General features: G+C 62.0%; 24 protein-coding genes. 10 read left to right on the forward strand and 14 right to left on the reverse strand.

Annotated features, from left to right (window positions below):
- Together NKI31_RS01375 and NKI31_RS01380 are read right to left on the reverse strand one after the other, a co-directional pair.
- Window positions 1–453 carry an RbsD/FucU family protein gene (locus NKI31_RS01375; RefSeq protein WP_023669431.1) on the reverse strand — a complete coding sequence of 151 codons (453 nt, stop codon included), beginning with the start codon at window positions 451–453 and terminating at the stop codon, window positions 1–3.
- 41 nt (window positions 454–494) lie between these two features.
- Complete coding sequence (locus NKI31_RS01380; protein WP_023689461.1) at window positions 495–1,550, reverse strand: ABC transporter ATP-binding protein; 1,056 nt, start codon at window positions 1,548–1,550, stop codon at window positions 495–497.
- A 273-nt stretch (window positions 1,551–1,823) separates the two neighbouring features.
- On the opposite strand from NKI31_RS01380, the gene NKI31_RS01385 reads away from it, so the two are divergent.
- The 3 genes from NKI31_RS01385 to NKI31_RS01395 all read left to right on the forward strand — a co-directional run bounded on the left by NKI31_RS01385 (window position 1,824) and on the right by NKI31_RS01395 (window position 5,629).
- A complete protein-coding gene (locus NKI31_RS01385) occupies window positions 1,824–3,488 on the forward strand; it encodes an ABC transporter substrate-binding protein (protein ID WP_352650133.1) in 1,665 nt (554 codons plus the stop codon).
- A 98-nt stretch (window positions 3,489–3,586) separates the two neighbouring features.
- Window positions 3,587–4,702, forward strand: coding sequence for a carbohydrate ABC transporter permease (locus NKI31_RS01390; RefSeq protein WP_352650135.1), 1,116 nt, complete (start codon window positions 3,587–3,589; stop codon window positions 4,700–4,702).
- Window positions 4,703–4,711: 9 nt separating this feature from the next.
- The gene (locus NKI31_RS01395; protein ID WP_023669427.1) at window positions 4,712–5,629 is read left to right on the forward strand and encodes a carbohydrate ABC transporter permease; all 918 of its coding nucleotides are present in this window, start codon (window positions 4,712–4,714) and stop codon (window positions 5,627–5,629) included.
- A gap of 227 nt (window positions 5,630–5,856) precedes the next feature.
- Here the strand turns inward: NKI31_RS01395 and NKI31_RS01400 are convergent, their stop codons facing one another.
- Entirely contained in the window at window positions 5,857–6,600 is a 744-nt protein-coding gene (locus NKI31_RS01400) for a creatininase family protein (RefSeq protein ID WP_023739335.1), read from the reverse strand.
- 3 nt (window positions 6,601–6,603) lie between these two features.
- A complete protein-coding gene (locus NKI31_RS01405) occupies window positions 6,604–7,170 on the reverse strand; it encodes an SIS domain-containing protein (RefSeq protein ID WP_023669425.1) in 567 nt (188 codons plus the stop codon).
- A 184-nt stretch (window positions 7,171–7,354) separates the two neighbouring features.
- Here NKI31_RS01405 and NKI31_RS01410 point away from each other — a divergent pair, with 184 nt between their 5' ends.
- Entirely contained in the window at window positions 7,355–8,377 is a 1,023-nt protein-coding gene (locus NKI31_RS01410) for an aldo/keto reductase (RefSeq protein WP_023705034.1), read from the forward strand.
- Window positions 8,378–8,468: 91 nt separating this feature from the next.
- On the opposite strand, the gene NKI31_RS01415 is transcribed toward NKI31_RS01410, so the two are convergent.
- The 4 genes from NKI31_RS01415 to clpP form a co-directional block, all read right to left on the reverse strand.
- Window positions 8,469–8,741, reverse strand: a complete 273-nt coding sequence (locus NKI31_RS01415; protein ID WP_023669423.1) for an HU family DNA-binding protein — start codon at window positions 8,739–8,741, stop codon at window positions 8,469–8,471.
- A gap of 196 nt (window positions 8,742–8,937) precedes the next feature.
- Window positions 8,938–11,349 (reverse strand): endopeptidase La, encoded by a 2,412-nt coding sequence (gene lon, locus NKI31_RS01420; RefSeq protein WP_023682304.1) that lies wholly within the window; start codon window positions 11,347–11,349, stop codon window positions 8,938–8,940.
- 274 nt (window positions 11,350–11,623) lie between these two features.
- On the reverse strand, window positions 11,624–12,898 hold the full coding sequence (gene clpX, locus NKI31_RS01425; RefSeq protein WP_023682305.1) for an ATP-dependent Clp protease ATP-binding subunit ClpX: 1,275 nt from the start codon (window positions 12,896–12,898) through the stop codon (window positions 11,624–11,626).
- A gap of 295 nt (window positions 12,899–13,193) precedes the next feature.
- A complete protein-coding gene (clpP, locus tag NKI31_RS01430; protein ID WP_023682306.1) occupies window positions 13,194–13,823 on the reverse strand; it encodes an ATP-dependent Clp endopeptidase proteolytic subunit ClpP in 630 nt (209 codons plus the stop codon).
- Window positions 13,824–14,133: 310 nt separating this feature from the next.
- Here clpP and NKI31_RS01435 point away from each other — a divergent pair, with 310 nt between their 5' ends.
- From NKI31_RS01435 to NKI31_RS01445, 3 genes are all read left to right on the forward strand, one after another.
- Complete coding sequence (locus NKI31_RS01435; RefSeq protein ID WP_352650138.1) at window positions 14,134–14,724, forward strand: hypothetical protein; 591 nt, start codon at window positions 14,134–14,136, stop codon at window positions 14,722–14,724.
- Between the two features lie 107 nt (window positions 14,725–14,831).
- Window positions 14,832–16,079, forward strand: a complete 1,248-nt coding sequence (locus NKI31_RS01440) for a cytochrome P450 (RefSeq protein WP_352650140.1) — start codon at window positions 14,832–14,834, stop codon at window positions 16,077–16,079.
- Window positions 16,080–16,097: 18 nt separating this feature from the next.
- Complete coding sequence (locus NKI31_RS01445; protein WP_352650142.1) at window positions 16,098–16,826, forward strand: transporter substrate-binding domain-containing protein; 729 nt, start codon at window positions 16,098–16,100, stop codon at window positions 16,824–16,826.
- On the opposite strand, the gene NKI31_RS01450 is transcribed toward NKI31_RS01445, so the two are convergent.
- From NKI31_RS01450 to NKI31_RS01475, 6 genes are all read right to left on the reverse strand, one after another.
- Complete coding sequence (locus tag NKI31_RS01450; protein ID WP_023730883.1) at window positions 16,827–17,174, reverse strand: cupin domain-containing protein; 348 nt, start codon at window positions 17,172–17,174, stop codon at window positions 16,827–16,829. It lies immediately after the preceding gene.
- Window positions 17,175–17,355: 181 nt separating this feature from the next.
- Entirely contained in the window at window positions 17,356–18,636 is a 1,281-nt protein-coding gene (locus tag NKI31_RS01455) for an O-acetylhomoserine aminocarboxypropyltransferase (protein ID WP_352650143.1), read from the reverse strand.
- A 167-nt stretch (window positions 18,637–18,803) separates the two neighbouring features.
- Entirely contained in the window at window positions 18,804–19,325 is a 522-nt protein-coding gene (locus NKI31_RS01460; protein WP_352650145.1) for a CoA-binding protein, read from the reverse strand.
- A complete protein-coding gene (locus tag NKI31_RS01465; protein ID WP_023693294.1) occupies window positions 19,322–20,098 on the reverse strand; it encodes an AAA family ATPase in 777 nt (258 codons plus the stop codon). Before NKI31_RS01465 ends, NKI31_RS01460 begins: the two co-directional genes overlap by 4 nt.
- Before the next feature lie 8 nt (window positions 20,099–20,106).
- Window positions 20,107–20,529: a VOC family protein gene (locus tag NKI31_RS01470; RefSeq protein ID WP_023689472.1), complete on the reverse strand. Its 423-nt coding sequence runs from the start codon at window positions 20,527–20,529 to the stop codon at window positions 20,107–20,109.
- A gap of 11 nt (window positions 20,530–20,540) precedes the next feature.
- Complete coding sequence (locus NKI31_RS01475) at window positions 20,541–21,362, reverse strand: enoyl-CoA hydratase (protein WP_023689473.1); 822 nt, start codon at window positions 21,360–21,362, stop codon at window positions 20,541–20,543.
- 146 nt (window positions 21,363–21,508) lie between these two features.
- Between NKI31_RS01475 and NKI31_RS01480 the strand changes: the two genes are divergently transcribed.
- From NKI31_RS01480 to rpsI, 3 genes are all read left to right on the forward strand, one after another.
- A complete protein-coding gene (locus NKI31_RS01480) occupies window positions 21,509–21,973 on the forward strand; it encodes a PaaI family thioesterase (RefSeq protein ID WP_023693292.1) in 465 nt (154 codons plus the stop codon).
- A 216-nt stretch (window positions 21,974–22,189) separates the two neighbouring features.
- The gene (gene rplM, locus NKI31_RS01485; RefSeq protein ID WP_023669409.1) at window positions 22,190–22,654 is read left to right on the forward strand and encodes a 50S ribosomal protein L13; all 465 of its coding nucleotides are present in this window, start codon (window positions 22,190–22,192) and stop codon (window positions 22,652–22,654) included.
- A gap of 1 nt (window position 22,655) precedes the next feature.
- Window positions 22,656–23,138 carry a 30S ribosomal protein S9 gene (gene rpsI / locus NKI31_RS01490; protein WP_023669408.1) on the forward strand — a complete coding sequence of 161 codons (483 nt, stop codon included), beginning with the start codon at window positions 22,656–22,658 and terminating at the stop codon, window positions 23,136–23,138.
- Window positions 23,139–23,284 lie beyond the last annotated feature (146 nt).

Consider the following 23,284-nt stretch of genomic DNA (forward strand, 5'->3'; position numbering starts at 1 on the left):
CTACTCGGCGTCCGGCGGCACGACGCCCTTGCGAAAGGCGAAGCAGCCATAGAAGCGGCGCTCGCCGGTCTGGATGACGCAATAGGCTTTCTTGGCGCGCTCGTAGAAGGCGTAGCGCTCGACCGAGATCATCGGCCAGGCCTTGCCCTCGGCCTTGTCGATCTCCTTTTGCACCTCTTTTTGCACCGGCGGGATCTCGTCCGGCTTGCCGACGATCTCCATGCGCGCGGCCGCATCGTCGACGAAAGTGTCCAGCGGATAGAGCGACAGCACCGCCTTGACCACATCGGCCGCCGAGGCGTCGATGTGCAGAAGCTTGCCGAGCACGGTCTGCTTTGCCACCGAATCGGCGGGGAAATTGGTGTCGGCGATGATCAGATCGTCGCCGTGTCCCATTGCCCTGAGCGCTTGGAGCACATCGGCATTGAGCAATGGGTTGATCCCTTTGAGCATGGCAGTCCTCGTCAAACAGTTTGGTCAAAGTCGATTGGAAATCAGAGCCGGTTGCCGGTCTCGGCGTCGAAGAGATGGACCTGGTCGAGGCGCGGCTTGAGATTGAGCGTGTCGCCGGGCTTGAAGTCGTGGCGCTCGCGAAACAGCGCCACCATCTCGCCGCTGTCGCCGAAGCGCACGAAGACCAGCGTTTCGGAACCCGTGGGTTCGACCACCGAGATCTTTGCCGGCACGCCGTCGGGATGGATTTCGAGATGCTCGGGCCGCACGCCATAGACCACGGCCTGGCCCTCCTTGGCGGCGCTGCCGGCCGCGACCGGGAACAGCGTGCCTGCTATCTCGACCTTGTCGCCCTTGCGCACCACGCCTTTGAGCAGGTTCATCGACGGCGAGCCGATGAAGCCGGCGACAAACAGATTGGCCGGCCGGTCGAACAATTCCAATGGCGCGCCGACCTGCTCGATACGGCCATCGCGCATGACGACGATCTTGTCGGCCATGGTCATGGCCTCGATCTGGTCGTGGGTGACGTAGATGGTGGTGGTCTTCAGCCGCTGGTGGAGTTCCTTGATCTCGGTGCGCATTTGCACGCGCAGCTTGGCGTCGAGATTGGAGAGCGGCTCGTCGAACAGGAAGACTTGCGGATTGCGCACGATGGCGCGGCCCATGGCGACGCGCTGGCGCTGGCCGCCGGATAGCTGGCGCGGATAACGTTTCAGGTACGGATTGAGGTCGAGAATGTCGGCGGCGCGCTTGACCCGCTCGGCGACCACGGCTGGATCGGTCTTGCGCAGCTTCAGCGCAAACGCCATGTTCTGCTCCACCGTCTTGTGCGGATAGAGCGCGTAGTTCTGGAACACCATGGCGATGTCGCGCTTGGCCGGCGGCAGATTGTTGACGATGCGCTCGCCAATGGCGATCGTGCCGCCGGAGACGGTCTCCAGCCCGGCCACCATCCTGAGCAGCGTGGACTTGCCGCAGCCCGACGGGCCGACCAACACCACGAACTGGCCATCGGCGATATCGACGCTGACCTCGTGCAGGACCTTGACGGTTCCGAACGCCTTGGCCACATTGCTGATCGCGACTTGAGCCATCGTCCCCCCTTTTCTCGCGGTGAAGCTAGCCATTGCCAACGGCAAGGGCAAGTCGGTATGTTATCGATAAAAAGCCATTCGTGTTGACAAGGTAATCGATTACGCAAATATTAGCTGTTGCCAATCCGGCAGTCGGATTTTTATCCGAAAATCGGAGCTCCAGGCGACGCAGGGTGGGGTCCCACGTCCCCGTATGATAAAGGAGAACCGCCGACGTTTCGGCGTCGGAGGGATTGGCATTTTAATTCACGACTGTTGTTCTGGGAGGAATAGATGAGAGTCGGTCTGTACGAAAAACTCGTCCGCGCGGGTGCCACCCGGCGTGACATACTCAAAGGCGCGGCCTCGATGGCCGCGATCGCCGCCGCATCGGGCGCTGGGCTCGGCGCTTTCACCCGCCCGGCTGAAGCCGCCAGCGAGCTACGCTCCAAAATTCTGCAGATCCCCGGCGTCGGCAAGGGTCAGCCGACGGATGCCGATTTCCAGAAGGTCGGCGAACTCTGCCTGGAAGCCACCAAGGCCAACGTCAAGGAAGGCGAATTCGCCGGCGTCGAGCTCACCTTCATGGGCCTCAACAACCAGAACCTGCACAATGTGCTGTTCCGCGGCTTCCTGAAGCCGTGGGAGGCCTATACCGGCGCCAAGATCAGCTGGATCGACCTGGCGCAGGCCGACTACAATGCCCGCCTGCAGCAGTCGATCGCCACCGGCACCGTCGACTTCGATATCATCGAGATGGGCGCGCCCTTCGAAGGCGATGTCTGCGGCAAGGGCCTGACGTCCGAGATGCCCGACTGGGTCAAAGAGCAGATCGACATGAAGGATGTCGTGGCCTATCTGCAGCCGCCGGTCGGCACCTGGGACGGCAAGCAGTACCGGATCACCGTCGATGGCGATGCGCACAACTTCAATTACCGCACCGACGTTTTTGCCGATGCCGACCTCGCCAAGGCGTGGAAGGACGGCGGCGCGACCACCGAATGGAGTGTGCCGAAGACCTGGCAGGAAGTCCAGGCGGTCACAAAATTCCTCAAGGGCAAGAAGTTCAAGGACCAGGACGTCTTCGGGTATCTCGATGCGCCCAAGGCCTGGGGCGGTTTCGGCTTCTACTTCCTCGGCAGCCGCGCCACCGCCTATGCCAAGCATCCCGACGACAAGGCCTGGCTGTTCGATGCCGACACGATGAAGCCGCGCATCAACAATCCGGCCTGGGTGCGCGCCATCCAGGACGTCATCGACGCGCTGCCGTCGGAGCCAGCCGACCAGATCAACGCCGACCCGAATACGACAGCCTTCCAGCAGTTCCTGGCCGGCACCGGCTCGATGGTCACCTGGTGGGGCGACGTCGGCTCCAACGTCAAGACCAACGATAGCTCGGTTATCGGCGACGTCACCGGCTTCTCGATCCTGCCGGGGTCCGACGACGTCTACAATGCCAAGACCGGCGCCTGGGACAAACTCGCCAGCGGCCCGAACTATGCGCCAAACTGTGCCTATCTCGGCTGGGGCGTCTATGTCATGGCCCGCGTCGATACGGACGAAAAGAAGAAAAAAGCGGCATGGTCGGCCGCCGCTCATCTCGGCGGCAAGGACCTGTCAATCTGGACGGCGATGTATCCGTCCGGGTTCCAGCCCTACCGCAACTCGCATTTCGACATTCCCGAATGGGTGGCGGCAGGCTACGACGAGGCGTTCATCACCTCGTATCTGAAGTCGGAAGCCGACAGCTACAACCATCCGAACGCGGCGATCGAACCGCGCATCCCCGGCATCTTCCAGTACTATTCGGCTGCCGAGGACATTCTGGCCAACACATTCGCCGGCAAGATGAAGGCGCAGGAAGGCGCCGACGCCATTGCCGCGGCCTGGGAGAAGCTGACCGACCAGATCGGCCGCGAAAACCAGATCAAGCTCTACAAGGCCTCGCTCGGCGTGTAGGCTGATCCTATCGTGACAACAGGTCCGGCGGTGCAAGCCGCCGGACCTGACCGGCTCGGGCCGGTCGCAGGCTTGATTTTTTAAACGGACGGGGACGCGTGGCTGACCAGACCACCAATGTATGGCCGGCCAACGCCGGCCCAGCCGATCTGATCTCGCCGGCCCGCAAGCGGGCGGGTTTTGCCCTGATGGCGGCCGCCACGCTTGGCCTGCTGGCGGTGATCGCGTTTGAGATCCTCTACAAGAACGAGATCACCACGCTCGGCTTCGAGACCTGGCGTCCGATCGTCTACGCCTATGTTCTGTGGGGCGTGACGCTTGGCATCGGCCAGGTGCTGACGCGCGGCGAGGACGGCCAGCGCGCGCTGTTCCTGCTGCCGGCGCTGCTGTTCACCATCGCCATGGTGATCTTCCCGACGCTGTTCGGCTTCTATATCGCGCTGACCGACTGGAACCTGTCGTCCTTTTCCGGCCGCAAGTTCAACGGGCTCGACAATTTCTGGCAGATGCTGGCCGATCCCTACTACCGCAACGCGCTGTTCAACATGGTGCTTTATGTGCTCGCCGTGCTGGTTGAGTATGTGATTGCCTTCGGCCTGGCGCTGCTGCTCAACGCGCAGATCCGGGCGCGCAAATTCTTCCGAGTCGTCTTCCTGATGCCGCTGATGCTGTCGCCGGTCGCGGTGTCGTGGATGATCGGCAAATCGCTGATGGAGTACCGTTTCGGGCCGGCGGCGACGCTGGCGCGCCATCTCGGCTGGGAAAACCCCGCCTTCTTCTCCAACCCGATCACCGCCCGCATCTCGATCATGGTGCTCGACGCCTGGACCTTCATCCCGTTCATGATGATCATGCTGCTTGCCGGCCTGCAGGCGATGTCGCGCGACGTGCTGGAAGCGGCGCGCGTCGATGGCGCTACGCCCTGCCAGACTTTCTGGCAGGTCACCTTCCCGCTGATGCTGCCGGTGTCGGTCACGGCGGTGATCCTGCGCATCATCTTCAAGCTGAAGCTCGCCGACATCATCATTACCGTCACCTCCGGCGGGCCTGGCGGCGCCACGGATTCGGTGTCGAGCTTCATCTACCGCGAATACCGCGACCGTTCGAATGTCGGCTACGGCACCATGCTGGCGATGGCCTATCTCGTCATCATCGTCGTGTTCGTGACCTGGCTGTTGAAATTCGCCAATCGCTTCGTGCGCAACGTGAACTGACGAGGCACAATGAGCGTCCAGACCACCGACTATGCTGCCTCGGAAATCCGCTCACCGCTGGGTTTTCTGGCCAATCGCATCTTCATCTATGGCGCGCTGGCGTTCTGGGCCTTCATCTGCCTGTTCCCGATCTACTGGACCATCACCACCTCGTTCAAGACCGCGGTCGACGTCACGCAAGGACACCTCATCCCGTTCGTCGACTTCCAGCCGGACTGGAAGGGCTGGCGCTCGCTCGGCCTGTCGCCGGATTCGATCTTCCAGACCTCGACGGTGCGGGAGGAGTTTTTCAAGCGCTTCATGAATTCGGTCATCACCTCGGTCGGTGCGTCGAGCCTCGCCATCGTCATTGGCAGCCTCGCCGCCTATGGGCTGACCCGCTACCGCTATCAGTTCGCCTGGTTCAAGAACGAGGACATCTCCTTCTTCTTCCTGTCGCAGCTGATCCTACCGCCGGTGGTGCTGGCCCTGCCCTTCCTGGTGCTCTACCGCGAGGTCGGCCTGCTCGACACACGCATCGGCCTGATCCTGCTCTACACGCTGATGGTGCTGCCGATCGTCATCTGGATCATGCGCGACCAGTTCAACTCGATCCCGGTCGAGCTCGAGGAGGCAGCGCTGGTCGACGGCCTGTCGATCTGGGGCGCTTTTTTCCGCATCGTCATGCCGATTGCGCTGCCGGGCATGGTCGCCGCTTTCATCCTGGCGATGGTGCTGTGCTGGAACGAGTATTTTTTCGCCGCGCTGCTGACCTCGACCGACGCCAAGACCATCCCGGTCATGGTGGCGAGCCAGACCGGCTCGCAAGGCATCAACTGGTGGTCGATGGCGGCTCTTGCCACCGCCGCGATCGCACCGCTGGCGGTCATCGGGATTGCGCTTGAGCGGTATCTGATCATGGGCATGACGGCTGGGGCGGTGAAGTAGGCGAGAGGCGGCGTGCCCCTCTACTGTTGACCTCGGCGGGACAGCACCCCCCTCTGGCCTGCCGGCCATCTCCCCCGCAAGGAGGGAGATCGGCAGCTTTGGCTGCATCGCTTTTCTTGCGACGTAGGTGATTGGCGAAAGCGGAAATGACATCTGATCTCCCCCCTTGCGGGGGAGATGTCCGGCAGGACAGAGGGGGGTGTGAAGCTACAGAGCGACTTTGTCTGCTAGCGCCCCAATATCGCCCTCAGGTGATCCATGATCATCGCCACACCCTTTCGCCCCAGCTCCGCCGAGGCCTCCGGCGCACTCGCCGTATACCACGCGGTATTCTCGCCAAAACGCCCGGCATCGACCGCTTCCGGACACAGTGCCAGCATCAATGATGTCTCGCCAACACCGGCGTGATCGAACGGATACTTCCCGTTCATGGCAGCCGACATCAGCGGGTGCACCTGCACCCAGTTGAAGAAATTCTCGCCGGCGGCGTGCCCGGCATAATAATCGGCCATCCCGTCTGAGCCCCACCAGCCCTCGCCGCGCTGCTTCTCGAGGAAGCGGAAGATCGCCTGGCGGCCGGCGGCCTTGAAGGCGAGATCGGTCGGCATGCCGGCGGCAAAGTTCTCGGTCTGGTGGTGGATGATGGCGTTGATGTTACGAAAGCCGATGCGCAGCAGGCTGTAGAACAATTCTTCGGCGAACGGCGCCAGCTGGTTGCCGCCGACCTGCACCGAGCCGTTGCCTTCGGGTGCTGCCACCACATAGCTCGCCGCACCGTAGTAGAAAGCCGGCAGGATGACGATGTCGGCCTCCTTCTCGTAGAGCTCCAGCGTCTTGATGACGGCCAGCGTGTCCATGCCGACAGCCATGTGCTCGCCGTGATATTCGAGCACGCCGAGCGGGAGAGCGACCGGCCAGTTCTCGGCGATCGCCTTGCGGATCTGGTGCGGCAGCATCAGTTCGTAGCGCATGATCTATTCCATGTTGGTGTGGCGGGCGCGCATGGCCTCGGACGACTGGCCGGTCAGCGCCTTGAGCTTCAGCACCATGACCTCGAACAGCAGGAACAGCGCCCCTTCGAAGACCGAGCCCATCGGCAGCAGCGATGTCTTTTGCGGCCCCTGGTCGCGCGCCATGGTCTGCGCCGGGATAAGCAAGGTGAAGTCGGCAAGCGCGACCGCACTGCTGCCTGCCTCGGCGGTGAGCAAAAGCACGGTGGCGCCGGCCTTGCGGGCGACTTGCATCAAGGTGAGCACCGTCGTCGTCTCGCCCGGGCCGGAACTGACCAGGAAGACATCGGCTGCGCCAAGCGGTGGCGTGTTCATGTCGCCGACCACCGACACCTCAAGCCCGAGGTGATAGAGGCGCATGGCGAAACCCTTGAGCTGCAAGGCCTCGCGGCCGCAGCCATAGACGACGATCTTTTGCGCGCGGGCCAGGGTTTCGCAGGCGGTGTCGATGCCGGCTTCGTCGACGCGCGCCAGTACGGCGCCCAGCTCTTGCAGGGCGGTCGAAAACATATCCGAGCCGGCATTCGTCATGAGAGTCCCATCTGTCCGGCTGGGTTTGTGGCCGGTGATTTCGGTTGCGCGCTTTCGGAGAAAGGCTTGTTTTTGTTCATGCTATCACCGCGAAAATGCCTGTCCAACGGCCATGGCGGCTTTTGCTGAGCCAGCGGCGTGATAGTGTCATGTCAGACAAATCAATCCAGGAAATCAGCACGACATGAAGACACGGCATTTCGACCGCATCGGCAATGGCGGCCTCGACTTCACCGAGCTTGGCTTCGGCAGCGCGCCGCTCGGCAACCTTTACCGCGCCGTCCCTGACGCGGATGCCAACGCAACGCTGGAGGCGGCGTGGGCGACCGGCTGCCGTTACTACGACACCGCGCCGCTCTATGGCCTGGGTCTCGCCGAAACGCGGCTCAATGCTTTCCTGCGCGGCAAAAGCCGGGACGACTACGTGCTGTCGAGCAAGGTCGGCCGGCTGCTGCGCGCCTGCCCGCCGGAGGAGCGAACCGGCATCGGCAAGTTCTTCGACACACCGACGCGCAAGGAGGTCTACGACTACAGCTATGACGGCGTCATGCGCTCGTTCGAGGCGTCGCTGGAACGGCTTGGCGTCGACCGCATCGACATCCTTTTCGTCCATGACCTCGACATCTTCACCCATGGCAGCAAGGAGGCGTCAGACCAGCGCATCGAGGAATTCATGGCCTCGGGCTACAACGGACTGGTTGCGCTGCGCGACCAGGGCGTGATCAAGGCCTTCGGCGGCGGCATCAACGAATGGGAGGTTTGCCAGACGCTGGCGGAGCGTGGCGACTTCGACCTGTTCCTGCTGGCCGGGCGCTACACGCTGCTGGAACAGGAAGCGCTTGCCACCTTCCTGCCGCTCTGTGAGCAACGCGGCATCGGCATCGTTCTCGGCGGTCCTTACAATTCCGGCATCCTGGCGACCGGGCCGAAGCCAGGCGCCTATTACAATTACTCCGAGGCGCCAAGGGACATCATGGATCGCGTCGGGCGCATCGAGGCCGTCTGCGAGCGCCATGGCGTCAGGCTGATCGAGGCGGCGCTGCAGTTTCCGCTGCTGCACCCTTCCGTGGTGTCGGTCATCCCCGGCGGCCAGCGGCCGAGCGAAGTCGAAAGCAACCGCGCCCTGCTCGATGCCAAGCTGCCCGCGGCGCTGTGGGCGGACCTCAAGCAGGAAGGCCTGATGCGCGCGGATGCGCCGGTGGGCTGAAGGCGCGCCTCAGCGGGCTGACGGCTTGCCGCGATCGAGGCAAAAGAAAAGCCGGGCGAACCCGGCTTTCCAACATTCTCTGAAAAAATTTTTAGTTGACCGCGTCCTTGAGGCCTTTGCCGGCCGAGAACTTCGGCACGGTACGCGCCGGAATCTTCACTTCCGCGCCAGTCTGCGGGTTGCGGCCAGTCGATGCCGCACGCTTGGAGACGGTGAAATTTCCGAAGCCGACGAGCCGTACATCGCCGCCCTTCTTCAGTTCGCCAGTGATGACGGAGAACACCGCCTCAACCGCCGACTGTGCGTCACCCTTCGAAATGCTCGCGGATTCAGCGACAGCCGAAACCAGTTCGTTCTTGTTCATAAAAATTCCCTTCCATGAGAAAACCGGAACTTTCGACTCATCCGGCAGGAGAGGGACTTTAGAAAGAAGCGCTCGCAAACCCAAGTCAAAAAGCCGGAAATAAGTTGAAAAAAGCCCGGAAAAGGTGGGTTTTTCACATGAAAAAGCCGGGCTCAAGGCCCGGCTCTCTCTTTGTGCACTGCAACTTTAGTAGTTTCTAATGTGCAAGCGACTTTCCAGCATCGTCAACGGTATCGGTGGAAGCCGGCGGATTGACCGGCTCGACCCACTCGATCGGCTCCGGCATGCGCACCAGCGCGTGCCTCAGAACCTCGCCGACACGTGAGACCGGAATGATCTCCATACCGTTCTTCACATTGTCCGGAATCTCCGCCAGATCCTTGGCATTGTCTTCCGGGATCAGCACCTTCTTGATGCCGCCGCGCAATGCGGCGAGCAGCTTCTCCTTGAGGCCGCCGATCGGCAAGATGCGGCCGCGAAGCGTTATCTCGCCAGTCATCGCCACATCGGCCCGGACCGGAATCCCCGTCATGACAGACACGATGGCTGTCGCCATGGCAGCACCTGCAGACGGACCGTCCTTCGGCGTGGCGCCTTCGGGCAAGTGGACGTGGATGTCACGCTTGTCGAACAGCGGCGGCTCGATGCCGAAATCGATGGCCCGCGAGCGGACATAAGAGGCCGCCGCCGAGATCGATTCCTTCATCACGTCGCGCAGATTGCCGGTCACCGTCATGCGGCCCTTGCCGGGCATCATGACGCCTTCGACCGTCAGCAGCTCGCCGCCGACTTCCGTCCAGGCAAGACCGGTGACGACACCGACCTGATCGTCAGCCTCGACCTGGCCGAAGCGGAAGCGCGGAACACCGAGGTAATCGGCGAGGTTCGCCGCCGTGATGCTCACCGTCTTCTTCTTCGTCTTCAGGATCTCGGTCACCGCCTTGCGCCCGAGCTTCATCAGCTCGCGCTCCAGGCTTCTGACGCCCGCTTCACGGGTGTAGGTCTGGATGATGCCGCGGATCGCGTCTTCGCCGACGGAGAATTCCTTCGGCTGCAGGGCATGGTCGCGGATCACCTTGGGCATCAGGTGACGCTTGGCGATCTCGATCTTCTCGTCCTCGGTGTAGCCGGCGATGCGGATGATCTCCATGCGGTCCATCAGGGGCGCAGGGATGTTCAGCGTGTTCGCCGTCGTCACGAACATCACGCTCGACAGGTCGTATTCGACCTCGAGGTAATGGTCCATGAACGTCGAGTTCTGCTCGGGATCGAGCACCTCGAGCAAGGCCGATGACGGATCGCCGCGGAAGTCCTGGCCCATCTTGTCGATCTCGTCGAGCAGGAAGAGCGGGTTGGACTTCTTGGCCTTCTTCATCGACTGGATGACCTTGCCGGGCATCGAACCGATATAGGTGCGGCGGTGGCCACGGATCTCGGCCTCGTCACGCACGCCGCCAAGCGCCATGCGGATGAATTCGCGGCCGGTCGCCTTGGCGATCGATTTGCCGAGCGAGGTCTTGCCGACGCCGGGAGGGCCGACGAGGCACAGGATCGGCCCCTTCAGCTTCTTCTGGCGGCTTTGCACGGCGAGATACTCGACGATGCGGTCCTTGACCTTGTCGAGGCCGAAATGATCGGTGTCGAGCACGTTCTGCGCAAACGCCAGGTCCTGCTTGACCTTGGAGTTCTTGCCCCACGGGATCGACAGGATCCAGTCGAGGTAGTTGCGCACCACGGTCGATTCCGCCGACATCGGCGACATCGTCCGCAGCTTCTTCAACTCGGCTTCCGCCTTTTCGCGGGCCTCCTTGGAGAGCTTGGTCTTCTTGATGCGCGCCTCGATCTCGGCGGCCTCGTCGCGGCCGTCCTCGCCTTCGCCGAGCTCCTTCTGGATCGCCTTCATCTGCTCGTTGAGGTAGTATTCGCGCTGCGTCTTCTCCATCTGGCGCTTGACGCGCGAGCGGATGCGCTTCTCCACCTGCAGGACGGAGATTTCGGCCTCCATGAAGCCCATCGCCTTTTCCAGCCGTTCCTTGACGGACAGCGTGGCAAGCATCTCCTGCTTCTCGGGGATCTTGATGGCGAGGTGCGAAGCAACCGTATCGGCGAGCTTGGAATAGTCGTCGATCTGGCTGGCGGCGCCCACCACTTCAGGCGAGATCTTCTTGTTCAGCTTGACGTAGTTTTCGAAGTCGGTGACGACCGAACGGGCGAGCGCCTCGACCTCGACCTCTTCCTCCTCCGGCTCGACCAGCGCCGTGGCGGTAGCTTCGTGGAAGTCCGGACGGTCGGTGAACGAGACGATCTTGGCACGCGAAGCGCCTTCGACCAGCACCTTGACGGTGCCGTCGGGCAGCTTCAGCAATTGCAGCACATTGGCGAGCGTGCCGATGTCGAAGATCGCATCGGGCTCGGGATCGTCATCGGCGGCATTCATCTGGGTGGCAAGCAGGATCTGCTTTTCCTGACCCATAACCTCTTCCAGCGCCTTGATCGACTTTTCACGCCCGACAAAGAGCGGAACGATCATGTGCGGGAACACCACGATGTCGCGCAGTGGGAGGACTGCGAAGACGCCGTCGCTGGGAGCCTTGGATATTTTGGCCATTGTCCAACCTTTCATGTCGCGGCCGCTAATCGAGCCAACCGCGAATCTCATATTAACGACCGGGGATCGTTCCGCCTACCACCGTTTGTGACGGGAGTTTTACAGCACAGAATTCGGCACCTCGGCCTTCCAGTGTTAGTTGGATGCACGGTGGGCAAAGATCAAGGGTCAACACGGTCCGTTCATCCACTCCGTTACAAGGATCGGTACCTCACCACAGCAAAACGGCGCCCCGCGGGCGCCGTTCCATAAAAAGGTTAGGCCAGATGCCAGATCAGGCGCTGACGTTGCCCTTCTTTTCCTTCTGCTCGGAATAGATGTAGAGCGGCCGGGCGCTGCCGGTCACCACTTCTTCCGAAATCACCACTTCGCGCACGCCTTCCAGGGCGGGCAGTTCGAACATGGTGTCGAGCAGGATCGCTTCCATGATCGAGCGGAGGCCACGGGCGCCGGTCTTCCGCTCGATGGCGCGCTTGGCGATCGCCGACAGCGCATTCTCATGGAAGGTCAGGTCGACACTCTCCATCTCGAACAGCCGCTGATACTGCTTGACCAGCGCGTTTTTCGGCTCGGTCAGGATCTGGATCAGCGCTGGCTCGTCGAGGTCTTCCAGCGTCGCCAGGACCGGCAGACGGCCGACAAACTCGGGGATGAGGCCGAACTTCAAGAGATCCTCGGGCTCGACCAGGCGGAACACGTCACCGGTGCGGCGATCCTCGGGCGAAGCGACGATGGCGCCGAAGCCGATGGAAGTCTTCCTGCCGCGATCCGAGATGATCTTGTCCAGCCCGGCGAAGGCGCCGCCGCAGATGAACAGGATGTTGGCGGTGTCGACCTGCAGGAACTCCTGCTGCGGATGCTTGCGGCCGCCCTGCGGCGGCACGGAGGCAACGGTGCCTTCCATGATCTTCAGAAGCGCCTGCTGCACGCCCTCGCCCGACACGTCGCGGGTGATCGATGGGTTGTCGGACTTGCGCGAGATCTTGTCGATTTCATCGATGTAGACGATGCCGCGCTGGGCGCGCTCGACATTGTAGTCGGCCGACTGCAGCAACTTCAGGATGATGTTTTCGACGTCCTCGCCGACGTAACCGGCTTCGGTCAGCGTCGTCGCGTCGGCCATGGTGAAGGGCACGTCGATGATGCGGGCCAGCGTCTGGGCAAGCAGCGTCTTGCCGCAGCCGGTCGGGCCGATCAGCAGGATGTTGGACTTCGCCAATTCGACGTCGTTGTTCTTGCCGGCATGCGCGAGGCGCTTGTAGTGGTTGTGGACAGCCACCGACAGCACGCGCTTGGCGTAGGGCTGGCCGATGACATAGTCGTCGAGAACCTTCAGGATCTCCTGCGGGGTCGGCACGCCCTCGCGCGACTTCACCATCGAGGTCTTGTTCTCCTCGCGGATGATGTCCATGCACAACTCGACGCACTCGTCGCAGATGAACACCGTTGGGCCGGCGATCAGCTTGCGCACCTCATGCTGGCTTTTGCCGCAAAACGAGCAATAAAGCGTGTTCTTCGAATCACCGCTGTTGTTGCCGACTTTGCTCATTTTCCTGTCCTTTCATGGCCGCCCGCCGATGGTCTGGCTGAAAGGGCGCATATTCTATCTATCGCGGGAATTCGCCGCCGCCAGTGTCCCGGCTCCCGCAACGCATTCCGTACGAAACACAAATCAGAAAACGTCGCAATGATTCGCGCCAACCCTGCACAAAGCTAAGCCGTCGAAAATCAACATAGCCTTAACGTAGGCAATCCCATCCACCGAGGGAACAGCCAATTGTGGCCGAAATGCCGCAAATCCCAGCAAAAGCGCGTTATCCCGCCATCCAACTGCCATGCAGCGCTTATGCCGCAGCGCCTTCGACCGGCTCGCGCGACGAAATGACCTTGTCGATGAGGCCGAAATCCTTGGCTTCGTCGGCGGTCATGAAATGGTCGCGGTCAAGCGTCTTTTCAATGTCTTCGTAGCTCTTGCCGGTGTGTTTGACGTAGACCTCGTTGAGGCGGCGCTTCAGCTTGATGATGTCCTGCGCGTGCCGCTCGATGTCGGAGGCCTGGCCCTGGAAACCGCCGGAAGGCTGGTGAACCATGATACGGGCGTTCGGCGTGGCAAAACGCATGTCCTTGTGGCCGGCGGTCAGAAGCAGCGAGCCCATCGACGCCGCCTGGCCGATGCACAGCGTCGACACTGCCGGCTTGATGAACTGCATGGTGTCGTAGATCGCCATGCCCGAGGTCACCACGCCGCCCGGCGAGTTGATGTAGAGATTGATCTCTTTCTTCGGGTTCTCGGCCTCGAGGAACAAAAGCTGTGCACAAACCAGCGTCGCCATACCGTCTTCGACCGGGCCGGTGATGAAAATGATGCGCTCTTTCAGCAGGCGCGAGAAAATGTCGTAGGCCCGCTCGCCGCGATTGGTCTGCTCGACCACCATCGGAACGAGGTTCATGTAGGTTTCGACGGGGTTCTTCATGGACTACCCTTTTTGGAGATGGGGATTCCGGCGCCGGAACATCGGGCAGAATCGGTTCTTGACGGTTAGAATGTAAATAGGATGCCGGCTCACCCTAGCGCAAGGCCGCCTCCTCCTAGCCATCTGGTTAAGTCGAATCAAGGTTTCCGCGCAAGGGAACGTCCGAACGCGGCCAGCGGCGTTTTTGCGGTGTTGCAATTCCTTAACCGCGTCGCTTAACGAAATGCGGCGAAACCGCTTTCCCCCGGAGAACCTTCCCCTACAATTCAACATTGAACCTCACGTTTCGGGTTCAAACAGGGGGAGTGCCATGATCAGGAAAACTGCTTGCCTCGCCATCTCCGGCCTTGCCGGTCTCGGCATGGTGTCCGATGCGGTTGCCGGCGGCCGGGCCGCCGAATGCTATGAGCCGGTGCACAGGCCGGCGCTCTATGACACCGTCTATGAAGACGTCATGGTCAGTCCCGGCGGGCAGTTGGTCGACTATGATCCGCCGATCTATGGCACCATGGAGCGCGTCGAGCAGATCGCGCCGCCCCGAGTCACCTATGACATCGTACCGGCGAGAACCCGCACCGTTTACCGCACGGTCCAGGTCGACGATGGCGGCTATGCCTGGGAATGGCGCGTCATCCACGGCCGCAAGGTGCTGTGCAAGGTGTGGCGCAAGGCCCGCTACGCGCGTGTGGCCGAAACGGTGGTGGTTGAACCGGAGCGCACCCGCCGGGTTGTGCTGCCGGCCGAATATGAGAGCGTCGCCCATGAAGTGCTGGTGCGGCCCGAGCGGCGGCACGTCACCCAGATAGCGCCGTCATACCAGAGGATGGCGCGCCGGGTGGTGGTGCAGGAAGGCTCGACCAGCTGGCGCCGCGTGCATATTGCCAGGCATTGCCAGGATTAGACTTCGGTACTTCGCCGAGGTCCGTCTCGGTTGGCTCAATTCATAGGCCCGTCGGGGGCCAACATACGGTCTGGCACCAAGCCGGCAAGCCGCGCTAATGGTCTGGCATGACCACATCCATGCCGCCCTACCTCGCCTTTGATCCAGCCACGCGCCGCCTGCGGCTCGATCCGCACGAACCGGCGTTTTTCCAGAACCCCTACGACGCCTATGCCGTCCTGCATGGCGCATCGAATGCCTTCTTCTGGGAGGAATTCGGCTTTTGGTGCTTTGGCGGCTTCGACGACGTCAACCGGCTGTTGCGCGACCGCCGCTTCGGCCGCCAGAACCCGGCCGGCATTCCCGACAGCCGCGGCATCGGCGAGGATCGCTCGCATTTGGCCGCTTTCGACGGCATCGAGAGCAATTCGATGCTGGAGCTGGAGCCGCCGGTGCACACCAGGCTCAGAACCCTGGTCAACCGCGCCTTCGTCTCGCGCCAGGTCGAGCGGCTGCGGCCGCGCGTGGAGGCGCTGGCCAATGAGCTGATCGACCGTTTCGAACCGCGCCAGGTCGATCTATTGCCCAGCTTCGCCGCACCTTTGCCGATCACCATCATTGCCGAAATGCTCGGTGTGCCGGTCGAAATGGGGCCGCAACTGCTCGACTGGTCGCACCGGATGGTGGCCATGTACATGCATGGCCGGACGCGCGAGACCGAGGAAGCGGCCAATCGCGCCGCGCGCGATTTTTCCGACTTTTTGCGCGGCTATGTCACCGAGCGGCGCAAGAAGCCTGGCGACGACCTGCTGTCGCTGCTGATCGCGGCGCAGGAGGATGGCCAGAAGCTGTCGGAAGACGAGTTGGTCTCGTCCGCCATCCTGTTGCTCAATGCCGGCCACGAGGCGACCGTCCATCAAACCGGCAACGCCGTGCGCACGTTGCTGGCGCAAGGCGGCGACCCCGGCCGTTTCTTCACCTCGCCGGAAGCAACCGCTGCGACGGTCGAGGAGTGCCTGCGCTTCGACGCGCCGCTGCACATGTTCACCCGCTACGCCTACCAGGAGGTCGAGGTGACATCCGGGGTTGTCGTACAGCCGGGCGAGACGATCGGCCTGCTGCTCGGCATGGCCAATCATGATCCGCTTGCCTTTGCCGAACCTGGCGCCTTCCGGCCCGGCCGACTGGACCAGAAGAATGTCTCGTTCGGCGCCGGTATCCATTTCTGCATCGGTGCGCCGCTGGCGCGACTGGAATTGCAGGTGTCGCTGAAAACCCTGTTCGAGCGGCAGCCGCAACTCCATCTTGCGGAGCAGCCGCGCTTCCGCGACACCTATCATTTCCATGGGCTGGAAAAGCTCATTGTGAGCTTGTGAGGACGGCGGAGCCGACGCATGCCCAAGAAAATGAGATTCGCCTTTCTACAGGAACCACCCTTCTGCTTTATCGACGGATCGGGACGTCTGGGCGGCAGCGATGCCTGCCTGGCCAAGAGGGTCTGCCTGACGCTCGGGCTGGAACTTTTGCCCATCGAGACCGAGTTTGCCGAGCTGCTGCCTGGGCTTGCCGAAGATCGGTGGGACATAACCACCGGCCTGTTCATTTCCGACGACCGCCGGAAGCTGGTCGACTTCACAAGGCCGATCTGGATGCTGGCGGATGGATTGCTGGTCGCGAAAGACAATCCCCGCGCCTTTGATGGCTATCGGTCCATCGCCAATGATCGGACGGCGCTGATCGGCGTCATATCGGGCCAGATCCAGCACCGGACGGCCCTGCAAAACGCTATTCAGCCCGAACGGCTAAGGATATTTGCCACCCAGGCCGAAGCAGCTAACGCCGTCGCGGCCGGCGTGGTGCATGCCTATGCGAGTGTAGCGCTCGCGCATCGCGGCTATCTGAGCCGGCGACCCGACGCGCCTCTCGATGTCGTCGACGTCCCGGCAGTCGAAAAACAGCCAGCGCCCGGCGCTTTCGCTCTCGCCAAAGGCAGTGCCACCCTGCTCCAGCGCGTCGACTTATGTCTCAGTGATTTGCTTGGCAGTCCCTGGCACAGGGAGATGATGAGCGGATACGGCTTTTCCGAACGATCGGCTTTTGTGAAGTCCAAGCGCGCCGCGTGATCAGAGCTTGATCACATACTCCTTGCGGGTCGTTTCAAGCACTTCCCAGCTGCCCCTGAAGCCTGGCCTGAGCACGAAACTGTCGCCGGCGCGCACCGTGCGGGCCTCGCCGCCGTCCTCGGCAACCACCGAGACGCCGGAAAGGATGTGGCAGAACTCCCATTCGTCATATTCGATGCGCCATTTGCCCGGCGTCGCTTCCCAGATGCCGGCATAGAGGCGGCCATCGCGCTCCTCGACATTCCAGGTGCGGAACTTCGGATCGCCCGCAATCAGACGATCCGGCGCCGGGGCGTCATGTTCGGCGTCGACGCTGTCGGTCGATATTGTCAGGTAATGCGCGGACAGGGTTTGCCTCCAACAGGTTAGTGAGTAGTGAGTAGTGAGTAGTGAGTAGTGAGTAGTGAGTAGTGAGTAGTGAGTAGTGAGTAGTGAGTGGAAAGCGCTCCCTCGAGCGGGTGGCTAATCACTAATCACTGCTACTAACAAATACCGGCTACTACTCACTACTCACTACTCACTCAAAAAATCAAACCTTGGCCAAAGCCTGTTCCAGATCGGCGACGATGTCGTTGACATCCTCGATGCCAACCGACAGCCGGACCGTGTCCGGTCCCGCACCCGCCTTGACCTTCTGCTCGTCGGAAAGCTGGCGATGCGTGGTCGATGCCGGATGGATGACCAGCGACTTGGTGTCGCCGACATTGGCGAGGTGCGAGAACAGTTCGAGCGCCTCGACGAACTTGATGCCGGCCTCGTAGCCGCCCTTCAGGCCGAAGGTGAAGACAGCACCGGCGCCTTGCGGCGAGTATTTCTTCTGCAGCGCGTTGTTCTTGTCGCTGGGCAGGCCGGGATAGTTGACCCAGGCGACCTTGGGGTGGTTGGACAGCCAGCCGGCTACGGTGATCGCATTGTCGCAATGGCGCTGCATCCTGAGCGGCAAGGTCTCCAGCCCGGTCAGGATCAGGAAGGCATTGAACGGCGAAATTGCCGGGCCGATGTCGCGCAGGCCGAGCACGCGCGCGGCGATGGCGAAAGCGAAATTGCCGAAGGTTTCGTGCAGGACAAGCCCGCCATATTCGGGGCGCGGCTCCGACAGCATCGGATATTTGCCGGATTTCGACCAGTCGAACGTGCCGCCATCGACGATGGCGCCGCCGATCGAATTGCCGTGGCCGCCGATGAACTTGGTCAGCGAATGGACGACGATGTCGGCGCCATGCTCGATCGGTCGCACCAGATAGGGCGAGGCCAGCGTGTTGTCGACGATGAGCGGCAAGCCGTGCTTGCGGGCGATGTCGCCGATTTTCTCTATGTCGACGAAAGTGCCGCCGGGATTGGCCAGGCTCTCGATGAAGATCGCCTTGGTCTTGTCGTCTATCTGGCTTTCGAAGGTGGAGACGTCGTTGGTGTCGGCCCAACGCACCGCCCAGCCGAAATTCTTGAAGGCATGGCCGAACTGATTGATCGAACCACCGTAAAGCCTTGTGGCGGCGACGAAATTATCGCCAGGCCGCATGAGATTGTGGAACACGATCACCTGTGCGGCATGGCCGGAAGCAACGGCAAGCGCCGCTGTGCCACCTTCAAGCGCCGCGATCCGCTCTTCCAGCACCGCCTGGGTCGGGTTCATGATGCGGGTGTAGATGTTGCCGAAGGCCTTCAGCCCGAACAGCGAGGCGGCATGGTCGGCATCGTCGAACACAAAGGAGGTCGTCTGGTAGATCGGCGTGGCGCGTGCGCCCGTCGCCGGGTCGGGCTTGGCGCCGGCATGGACGGCGAGCGTGTTGAAACCGGGCGTGCGGGTCATCGAAAACCTCCCTGAGCGGTAAACGTGTGAATGATGAAATGGTCAATGGTGAGCGATGAATGGTGGTCGCAAAGTCGGCCAGTCCCACCTTGATTGCAAGCCGCTCATATGCGGCTTTACCCGGCTTCCAGGAAAATCCTTCTATTCACCATTCACCATTCACTGCCTTACTTCTGGCGCACACCGAAACTCTGGAATCCCGACCGCATCAGCGGCTTCTTCGACGAAAGCACACCGGAGTTGACGCCGGTCCAGCCGATCTCGCCCGACAGCTTGCCATATTCGATCTTCGGGCAGCGGTTCATCACCACCTTGATACCGGCCGCCTCGGCACGCGCGGCCGCCTCGTCATCGCGCACGCCAAGCTGCATCCAGACGACTTTCGGCAAGCGGTCGAGCTTCAGCACCTCATCGACAATGCCGGGCACCGCTGCGGAGGCGCGAAAGATGTCGACCATGTCGACCGGTTCAGGCAGATCGGCAAGGCTGGCATAGGTCATGCGGCCGAGGATTTCCTTGCCGGCCTGCCCCGGATTGATCGGAAACACCGAAAAGCCCTTGGCCAGCAGGTATTTCAGCACGAAAAAGCTCGGCCTGACATCGTTGGCCGACGCGCCGACCATGGCGATGGTCTTCACAGAATTGAGGATGCCGCCGATATAGGCATTGTCGTAGCTATCGTGATTCACTCGTCGGTCTCCCTCAGTGCTTCCTCCATAAAGGACTGCGGGTCCGTGCAGAAGTCGCGCATCATGCGAAAATGATCGGTATCGGTGAAATCTGTGGGGTCGAGGCCGAAGCGGCTGATGCGGAACAGCCGCGCGCCCGGACAGGCCATCAGCAGCGGCGAGTGCGTCGCCATGATCACTTGAGCCGTGCCGGACCGGTCCATGCGCCGCAGCATCTTCAGCAGCTCGATCTGCCGCGATGGCGACAGCGCGCTTTCGGGCTCGTCGAGGATGTAGATACCTTGCCGGCGGCAGCGCTCCTCGAAGAAGCGGATGAACCCTTCACCATGCGACCAGGACAGGAAATCCGGCGGCGCCCCGCCAGATTCCAGCGCCGCCTGATCGAGATAGCGGGCAACCGAGTAAAAAGATTCGGCGCGGAAGAACCAACCCGCTGTGACCTTCGGCAGCCAGTGGCCGCGCAACGTGTCGGCAAGCGCTGCACCACTCTCGTCGATGGCGCCGGAGTGGTCGACGGGCATGTAGCCCTTGCCGCCGCCGGCTTCGTCGTAACCGGCCAGCGCGCCGATCGCTTCCAGCAGCGTCGATTTGCCGGTGCCGTTTTCGCCGACAATGATGGTGATCGGCGTGGTGAATTCGAGCTCGAATTCGCGGCCGCGGAACAGAGGCAGGTTCCAGGGATACTTGTCCCAATCTTCCACGCGCTCGGGGTCAATCAGGATGCGTTTGAGATAAGGCGCCTTAAGCCGGGTCAGTTGCTTGCGATAGCCCATGCGGACGCTCAGTCCGGCAGCGAGATGGTGCCGTCATCCGCGATCGGGAAGGCCGGATTGTGTGCGACTTCCCAGACATGGCCGTCGGCATCGGCGAAATATCCATACCAGCCGCCCCAGAAGGCGCGGCCTGCCGGCTTGACGATCCTGCCGCCGGCCTTCTCGGCGGCCGCCAGCACGTCGTCGACTTCGGCATCGGAGCGGGTGTTGTAGGCGAGGTAGACCGCCGACGGTGCTGCGGCGAAGGCAATGCCTGAATCCTCCTCGGCGCTTGGCCTCGGGAACAGGCCGAGGATGGCGCCGCCCATCTGGAAGAAGGCGACGCCATCGGTGATGCCGGCGTGGCGCTTCAAGCCCATGCCTTCGTAAAAGCGCACGGCGCGCTCGAGATCGTCGGTGGCGATGGTGATGATGGAGATGCGCGGTTCCATGGATCGAAAACCTATTCGTCCGTCCATTCCGGTTTGCGCTTGCCGATGAAGGCGCCGATGCCTTCCTCGGCGTCGCGGGCCAGCATGTTCTCGACCATGACGCGGCCGGTATAGGCATACGCGTCCGCCAATCCCATCTCGGCCTGCGCGTAAAAGGCTTCCTTGCCGGTCTTGACCACCAGAGATGATTTGGAGGCAATGGTTTGCGCGTATTTGGTGACGATCTGATTCAGGTATTCGCGCGGCACGACGCGGTTGACCAGGCCGAATTCCTTGGCGGTTGCGGCATCGATGGTCTCGCCGGTGAGCAGCATTTCCATGGCGTGCTTGTGAGACACGTTGCGTGACAGCGCCACCATCGGCGTCGAACAAAACAGGCCGATATTGACGCCCGGCGTGCAGAAGGTCGCTTCATGCGAGGCAATGGCGAGGTCGCAACTGCAAACCAGTTGCAGCCCCGCAGCGGTGGCTAGGCCATCGACTTCGGCGATGATCGGGAGCGGATGGCGCACGATCTGCTGCATCAACGCCGCGCAAGCCGAAAATGTCTGCTCGAAAAACCCCTTGCCCTTGTCGGCGTCGGCGCGGCGCGCGGTCATTTCCTTGAGATCGTGACCGGCGCAGAAGACTTTCCCGGCGGCCGCCAAGACGATGACGCGGACCGATTTGTTGGCCTTGGCACGGTCGAGCTCGGCGCTCAATGCCGCCATGACGGAAAGCGACAAGGCATTGGCGGGCGGATTGGCGAGCGTCAGGCGCAGCACGCCCTTGTCCAGCCCGGCGATGACCGGCCCGTCTATGGCAACAGGTTTGATCGAAAGGATTTCGGCCATGACAAGGGTCTCCGCGATTCCGCCGGGCGCCGCCAGACTATCTAATATCGGATCGAGTTTCATCAACACCCATCGCTTGCGCCAGAGGTGTTGCCAGAAGCGCATCATTGCGTTCATACAGGCCCGGCATAGAACGAGAGACCGACATGCCCGCCCAGGACAATCTCAAGCCGGTGCTGACGGCGGCTGAAGTCAATGCGCTGATGGCCAGCGTCTACCCCCAGCTCAACGACGAGTTCACGTCGTATGAGGCGCTCGATGTGTTTCCCGGCGGCTGCACGGTGCGGCTCAACGCCAGCGAACGGCATTTGCGTCCCGGCGGCACGGTGTCCGGGCCCTCGCTGTTCACGCTGGCCGACATTGGCGGCTATGTCTGCGTGCTCAGCCATGCCGGGCCGGATGCGCTTTCGGTTACCGTCAACCTCAACATCAATTTTGTCCGCAAGGCCGAAGCCGGGCCGATCGACGGCCATTGCCGCATCCTGAAGCTGGGCAAGAGCCTGATGGTGTTCGATATCGACATCGTCGCCGGACCGAAGGGACACACGGTAGCGCATGCGACCGGCACCTATTCGATCCCGCCGAAGCGCGCCGCCGATGTGGTAAAATAATACCTTTTGATCAAACCTTTGTTTTTATTACACTTTACGAGCAGACGTGCTTTTCCCGCGCCTTGACGTGCACCACCCCCTCGCCTATAAGCCGTCACGAAGCAGCGGCCCGCAAAGGCCGCCGTTTTGTTATTGGCGGCGGGCAAGTGCCTTGTCGCCAATCCAAGCAACAAGAAACGCCTTCTTCGGAAGGTCAAAATCGAAAGCAGAAAATCCATGGCAACCTTTTCGCAGAAGCCTGCGGATGTGGTGAAGAAGTGGGTGCTGATCGACGCCGAGGGTCTCGTCGTCGGCCGTCTCGCCACTGTCATCGCCAATCATCTTCGCGGCAAGCACAAGCCCACCTTCACCCCGCATGTCGACGACGGCGATAACGTCATCGTCATCAATGCCGACAAGGTGGTGTTCACCGGCAAGAAGTTCACCGACAAGGTCTATTACTGGCACACCGGTCACCCCGGCGGCATCAAGGAGCGCACCGCGCGCCAGCTGCTCGAGGGCCGTTTCCCCGAGCGTGTCGTCGAGAAGGCCGTCGAACGCATGATCCCGCGCGGGCCGCTCGGCCGTCGTCAGATGAAGAACCTCCGCGTCTATGCAGGCACGGAACATCCGCATGTCGCCCAGCAGCCCGTCACCCTCGACGTCGGCGCGCTGAACGCCAAGAACAAGAAGGTTGCATAAGATGGCTGAGCTTTCCTCGCTCGCAGAATTGGGCGCCGCCACCGGCAACACCAACACCCAGCCGGCAGCACCCGTCCATGTCCAGAAGCTCGACAAGTCGGGCCGCGCCTATGCCACCGGCAAGCGCAAGAACGCCATCGCCCGCGTCTGGGTGAAGCCGGGTTCGGGCAAGATCGTCGTCAACGACAAGGAATTCGCGACCTATTTCGCGCGTCCGGTCCTGCAGATGATCCTCAACCAGCCGATCATCGCTTCCAACCGCGCCGGCCAGTACGACATCGTCGCCACCGTCATCGGCGGCGGCCTGTCCGGCCAGGCCGGTGCCGTTCGTCACGGCATCTCCAAGGCGCTGACCTACTATGAGCCGGCACTGCGCGCCGTGCTCAAGAAGGGCGGCTTCCTGACCCGCGACAGCCGCGTCGTCGAGCGCAAGAAGTACGGCAAGGCGAAGGCCCGTCGTTCCTTCCAGTTCTCGAAGCGCTAAGCGCTGCGACGTTCCAGACATCGAAAGGCCGCCCCCGGGCGGCCTTTTGTTTTGGGCCTCGGCAGACCCCCCCCCCGCCGCCTCGCGCCGACCTCCCCATCGAGGGGAGGTAGGAGGTCGCGGCAGTTTTGCCGCCCGGACAATCC

This window comes from Mesorhizobium sp. M0659 (assembly GCF_040320605.1).
Classification (GTDB): domain Bacteria; phylum Pseudomonadota; class Alphaproteobacteria; order Rhizobiales; family Rhizobiaceae; genus Mesorhizobium.

Excerpts from the sequence above, each read along its gene's own strand:
- NKI31_RS01375 (WP_023669431.1), bottom strand. The coding sequence starts at position 453 with ATGCTCAAAGGGATCAACCCATTGCTCAATGCCGATGTGCTCCAAGCG.
- NKI31_RS01380 (WP_023689461.1), bottom strand. The coding sequence starts at position 1,550 with ATGGCTCAAGTCGCGATCAGCAATGTGGCCAAGGCGTTCGGAACCGTC.
- NKI31_RS01385 (WP_352650133.1), top strand. The coding sequence starts at position 1,824 with ATGAGAGTCGGTCTGTACGAAAAACTCGTCCGCGCGGGTGCCACCCGG.
- NKI31_RS01395 (WP_023669427.1), top strand. The coding sequence starts at position 4,712 with ATGAGCGTCCAGACCACCGACTATGCTGCCTCGGAAATCCGCTCACCG.
- NKI31_RS01400 (WP_023739335.1), bottom strand. The coding sequence starts at position 6,600 with ATGCGCTACGAACTGATGCTGCCGCACCAGATCCGCAAGGCGATCGCC.
- NKI31_RS01405 (WP_023669425.1), bottom strand. The coding sequence starts at position 7,170 with ATGACGAATGCCGGCTCGGATATGTTTTCGACCGCCCTGCAAGAGCTG.
- NKI31_RS01410 (WP_023705034.1), top strand. The coding sequence starts at position 7,355 with ATGAAGACACGGCATTTCGACCGCATCGGCAATGGCGGCCTCGACTTC.
- NKI31_RS01415 (WP_023669423.1), bottom strand. The coding sequence starts at position 8,741 with ATGAACAAGAACGAACTGGTTTCGGCTGTCGCTGAATCCGCGAGCATT.
- lon (WP_023682304.1), bottom strand. The coding sequence starts at position 11,349 with ATGGCCAAAATATCCAAGGCTCCCAGCGACGGCGTCTTCGCAGTCCTC.
- clpX (WP_023682305.1), bottom strand. The coding sequence starts at position 12,898 with ATGAGCAAAGTCGGCAACAACAGCGGTGATTCGAAGAACACGCTTTAT.
- clpP (WP_023682306.1), bottom strand. The coding sequence starts at position 13,823 with ATGAAGAACCCCGTCGAAACCTACATGAACCTCGTTCCGATGGTGGTC.
- NKI31_RS01435 (WP_352650138.1), top strand. The coding sequence starts at position 14,134 with ATGATCAGGAAAACTGCTTGCCTCGCCATCTCCGGCCTTGCCGGTCTC.
- NKI31_RS01440 (WP_352650140.1), top strand. The coding sequence starts at position 14,832 with ATGACCACATCCATGCCGCCCTACCTCGCCTTTGATCCAGCCACGCGC.
- NKI31_RS01445 (WP_352650142.1), top strand. The coding sequence starts at position 16,098 with ATGCCCAAGAAAATGAGATTCGCCTTTCTACAGGAACCACCCTTCTGC.
- NKI31_RS01455 (WP_352650143.1), bottom strand. The coding sequence starts at position 18,636 with ATGACCCGCACGCCCGGTTTCAACACGCTCGCCGTCCATGCCGGCGCC.
- NKI31_RS01465 (WP_023693294.1), bottom strand. The coding sequence starts at position 20,098 with ATGGGCTATCGCAAGCAACTGACCCGGCTTAAGGCGCCTTATCTCAAA.
- NKI31_RS01470 (WP_023689472.1), bottom strand. The coding sequence starts at position 20,529 with ATGGAACCGCGCATCTCCATCATCACCATCGCCACCGACGATCTCGAG.
- NKI31_RS01475 (WP_023689473.1), bottom strand. The coding sequence starts at position 21,362 with ATGGCCGAAATCCTTTCGATCAAACCTGTTGCCATAGACGGGCCGGTC.
- NKI31_RS01480 (WP_023693292.1), top strand. The coding sequence starts at position 21,509 with ATGCCCGCCCAGGACAATCTCAAGCCGGTGCTGACGGCGGCTGAAGTC.
- rplM (WP_023669409.1), top strand. The coding sequence starts at position 22,190 with ATGGCAACCTTTTCGCAGAAGCCTGCGGATGTGGTGAAGAAGTGGGTG.
- rpsI (WP_023669408.1), top strand. The coding sequence starts at position 22,656 with ATGGCTGAGCTTTCCTCGCTCGCAGAATTGGGCGCCGCCACCGGCAAC.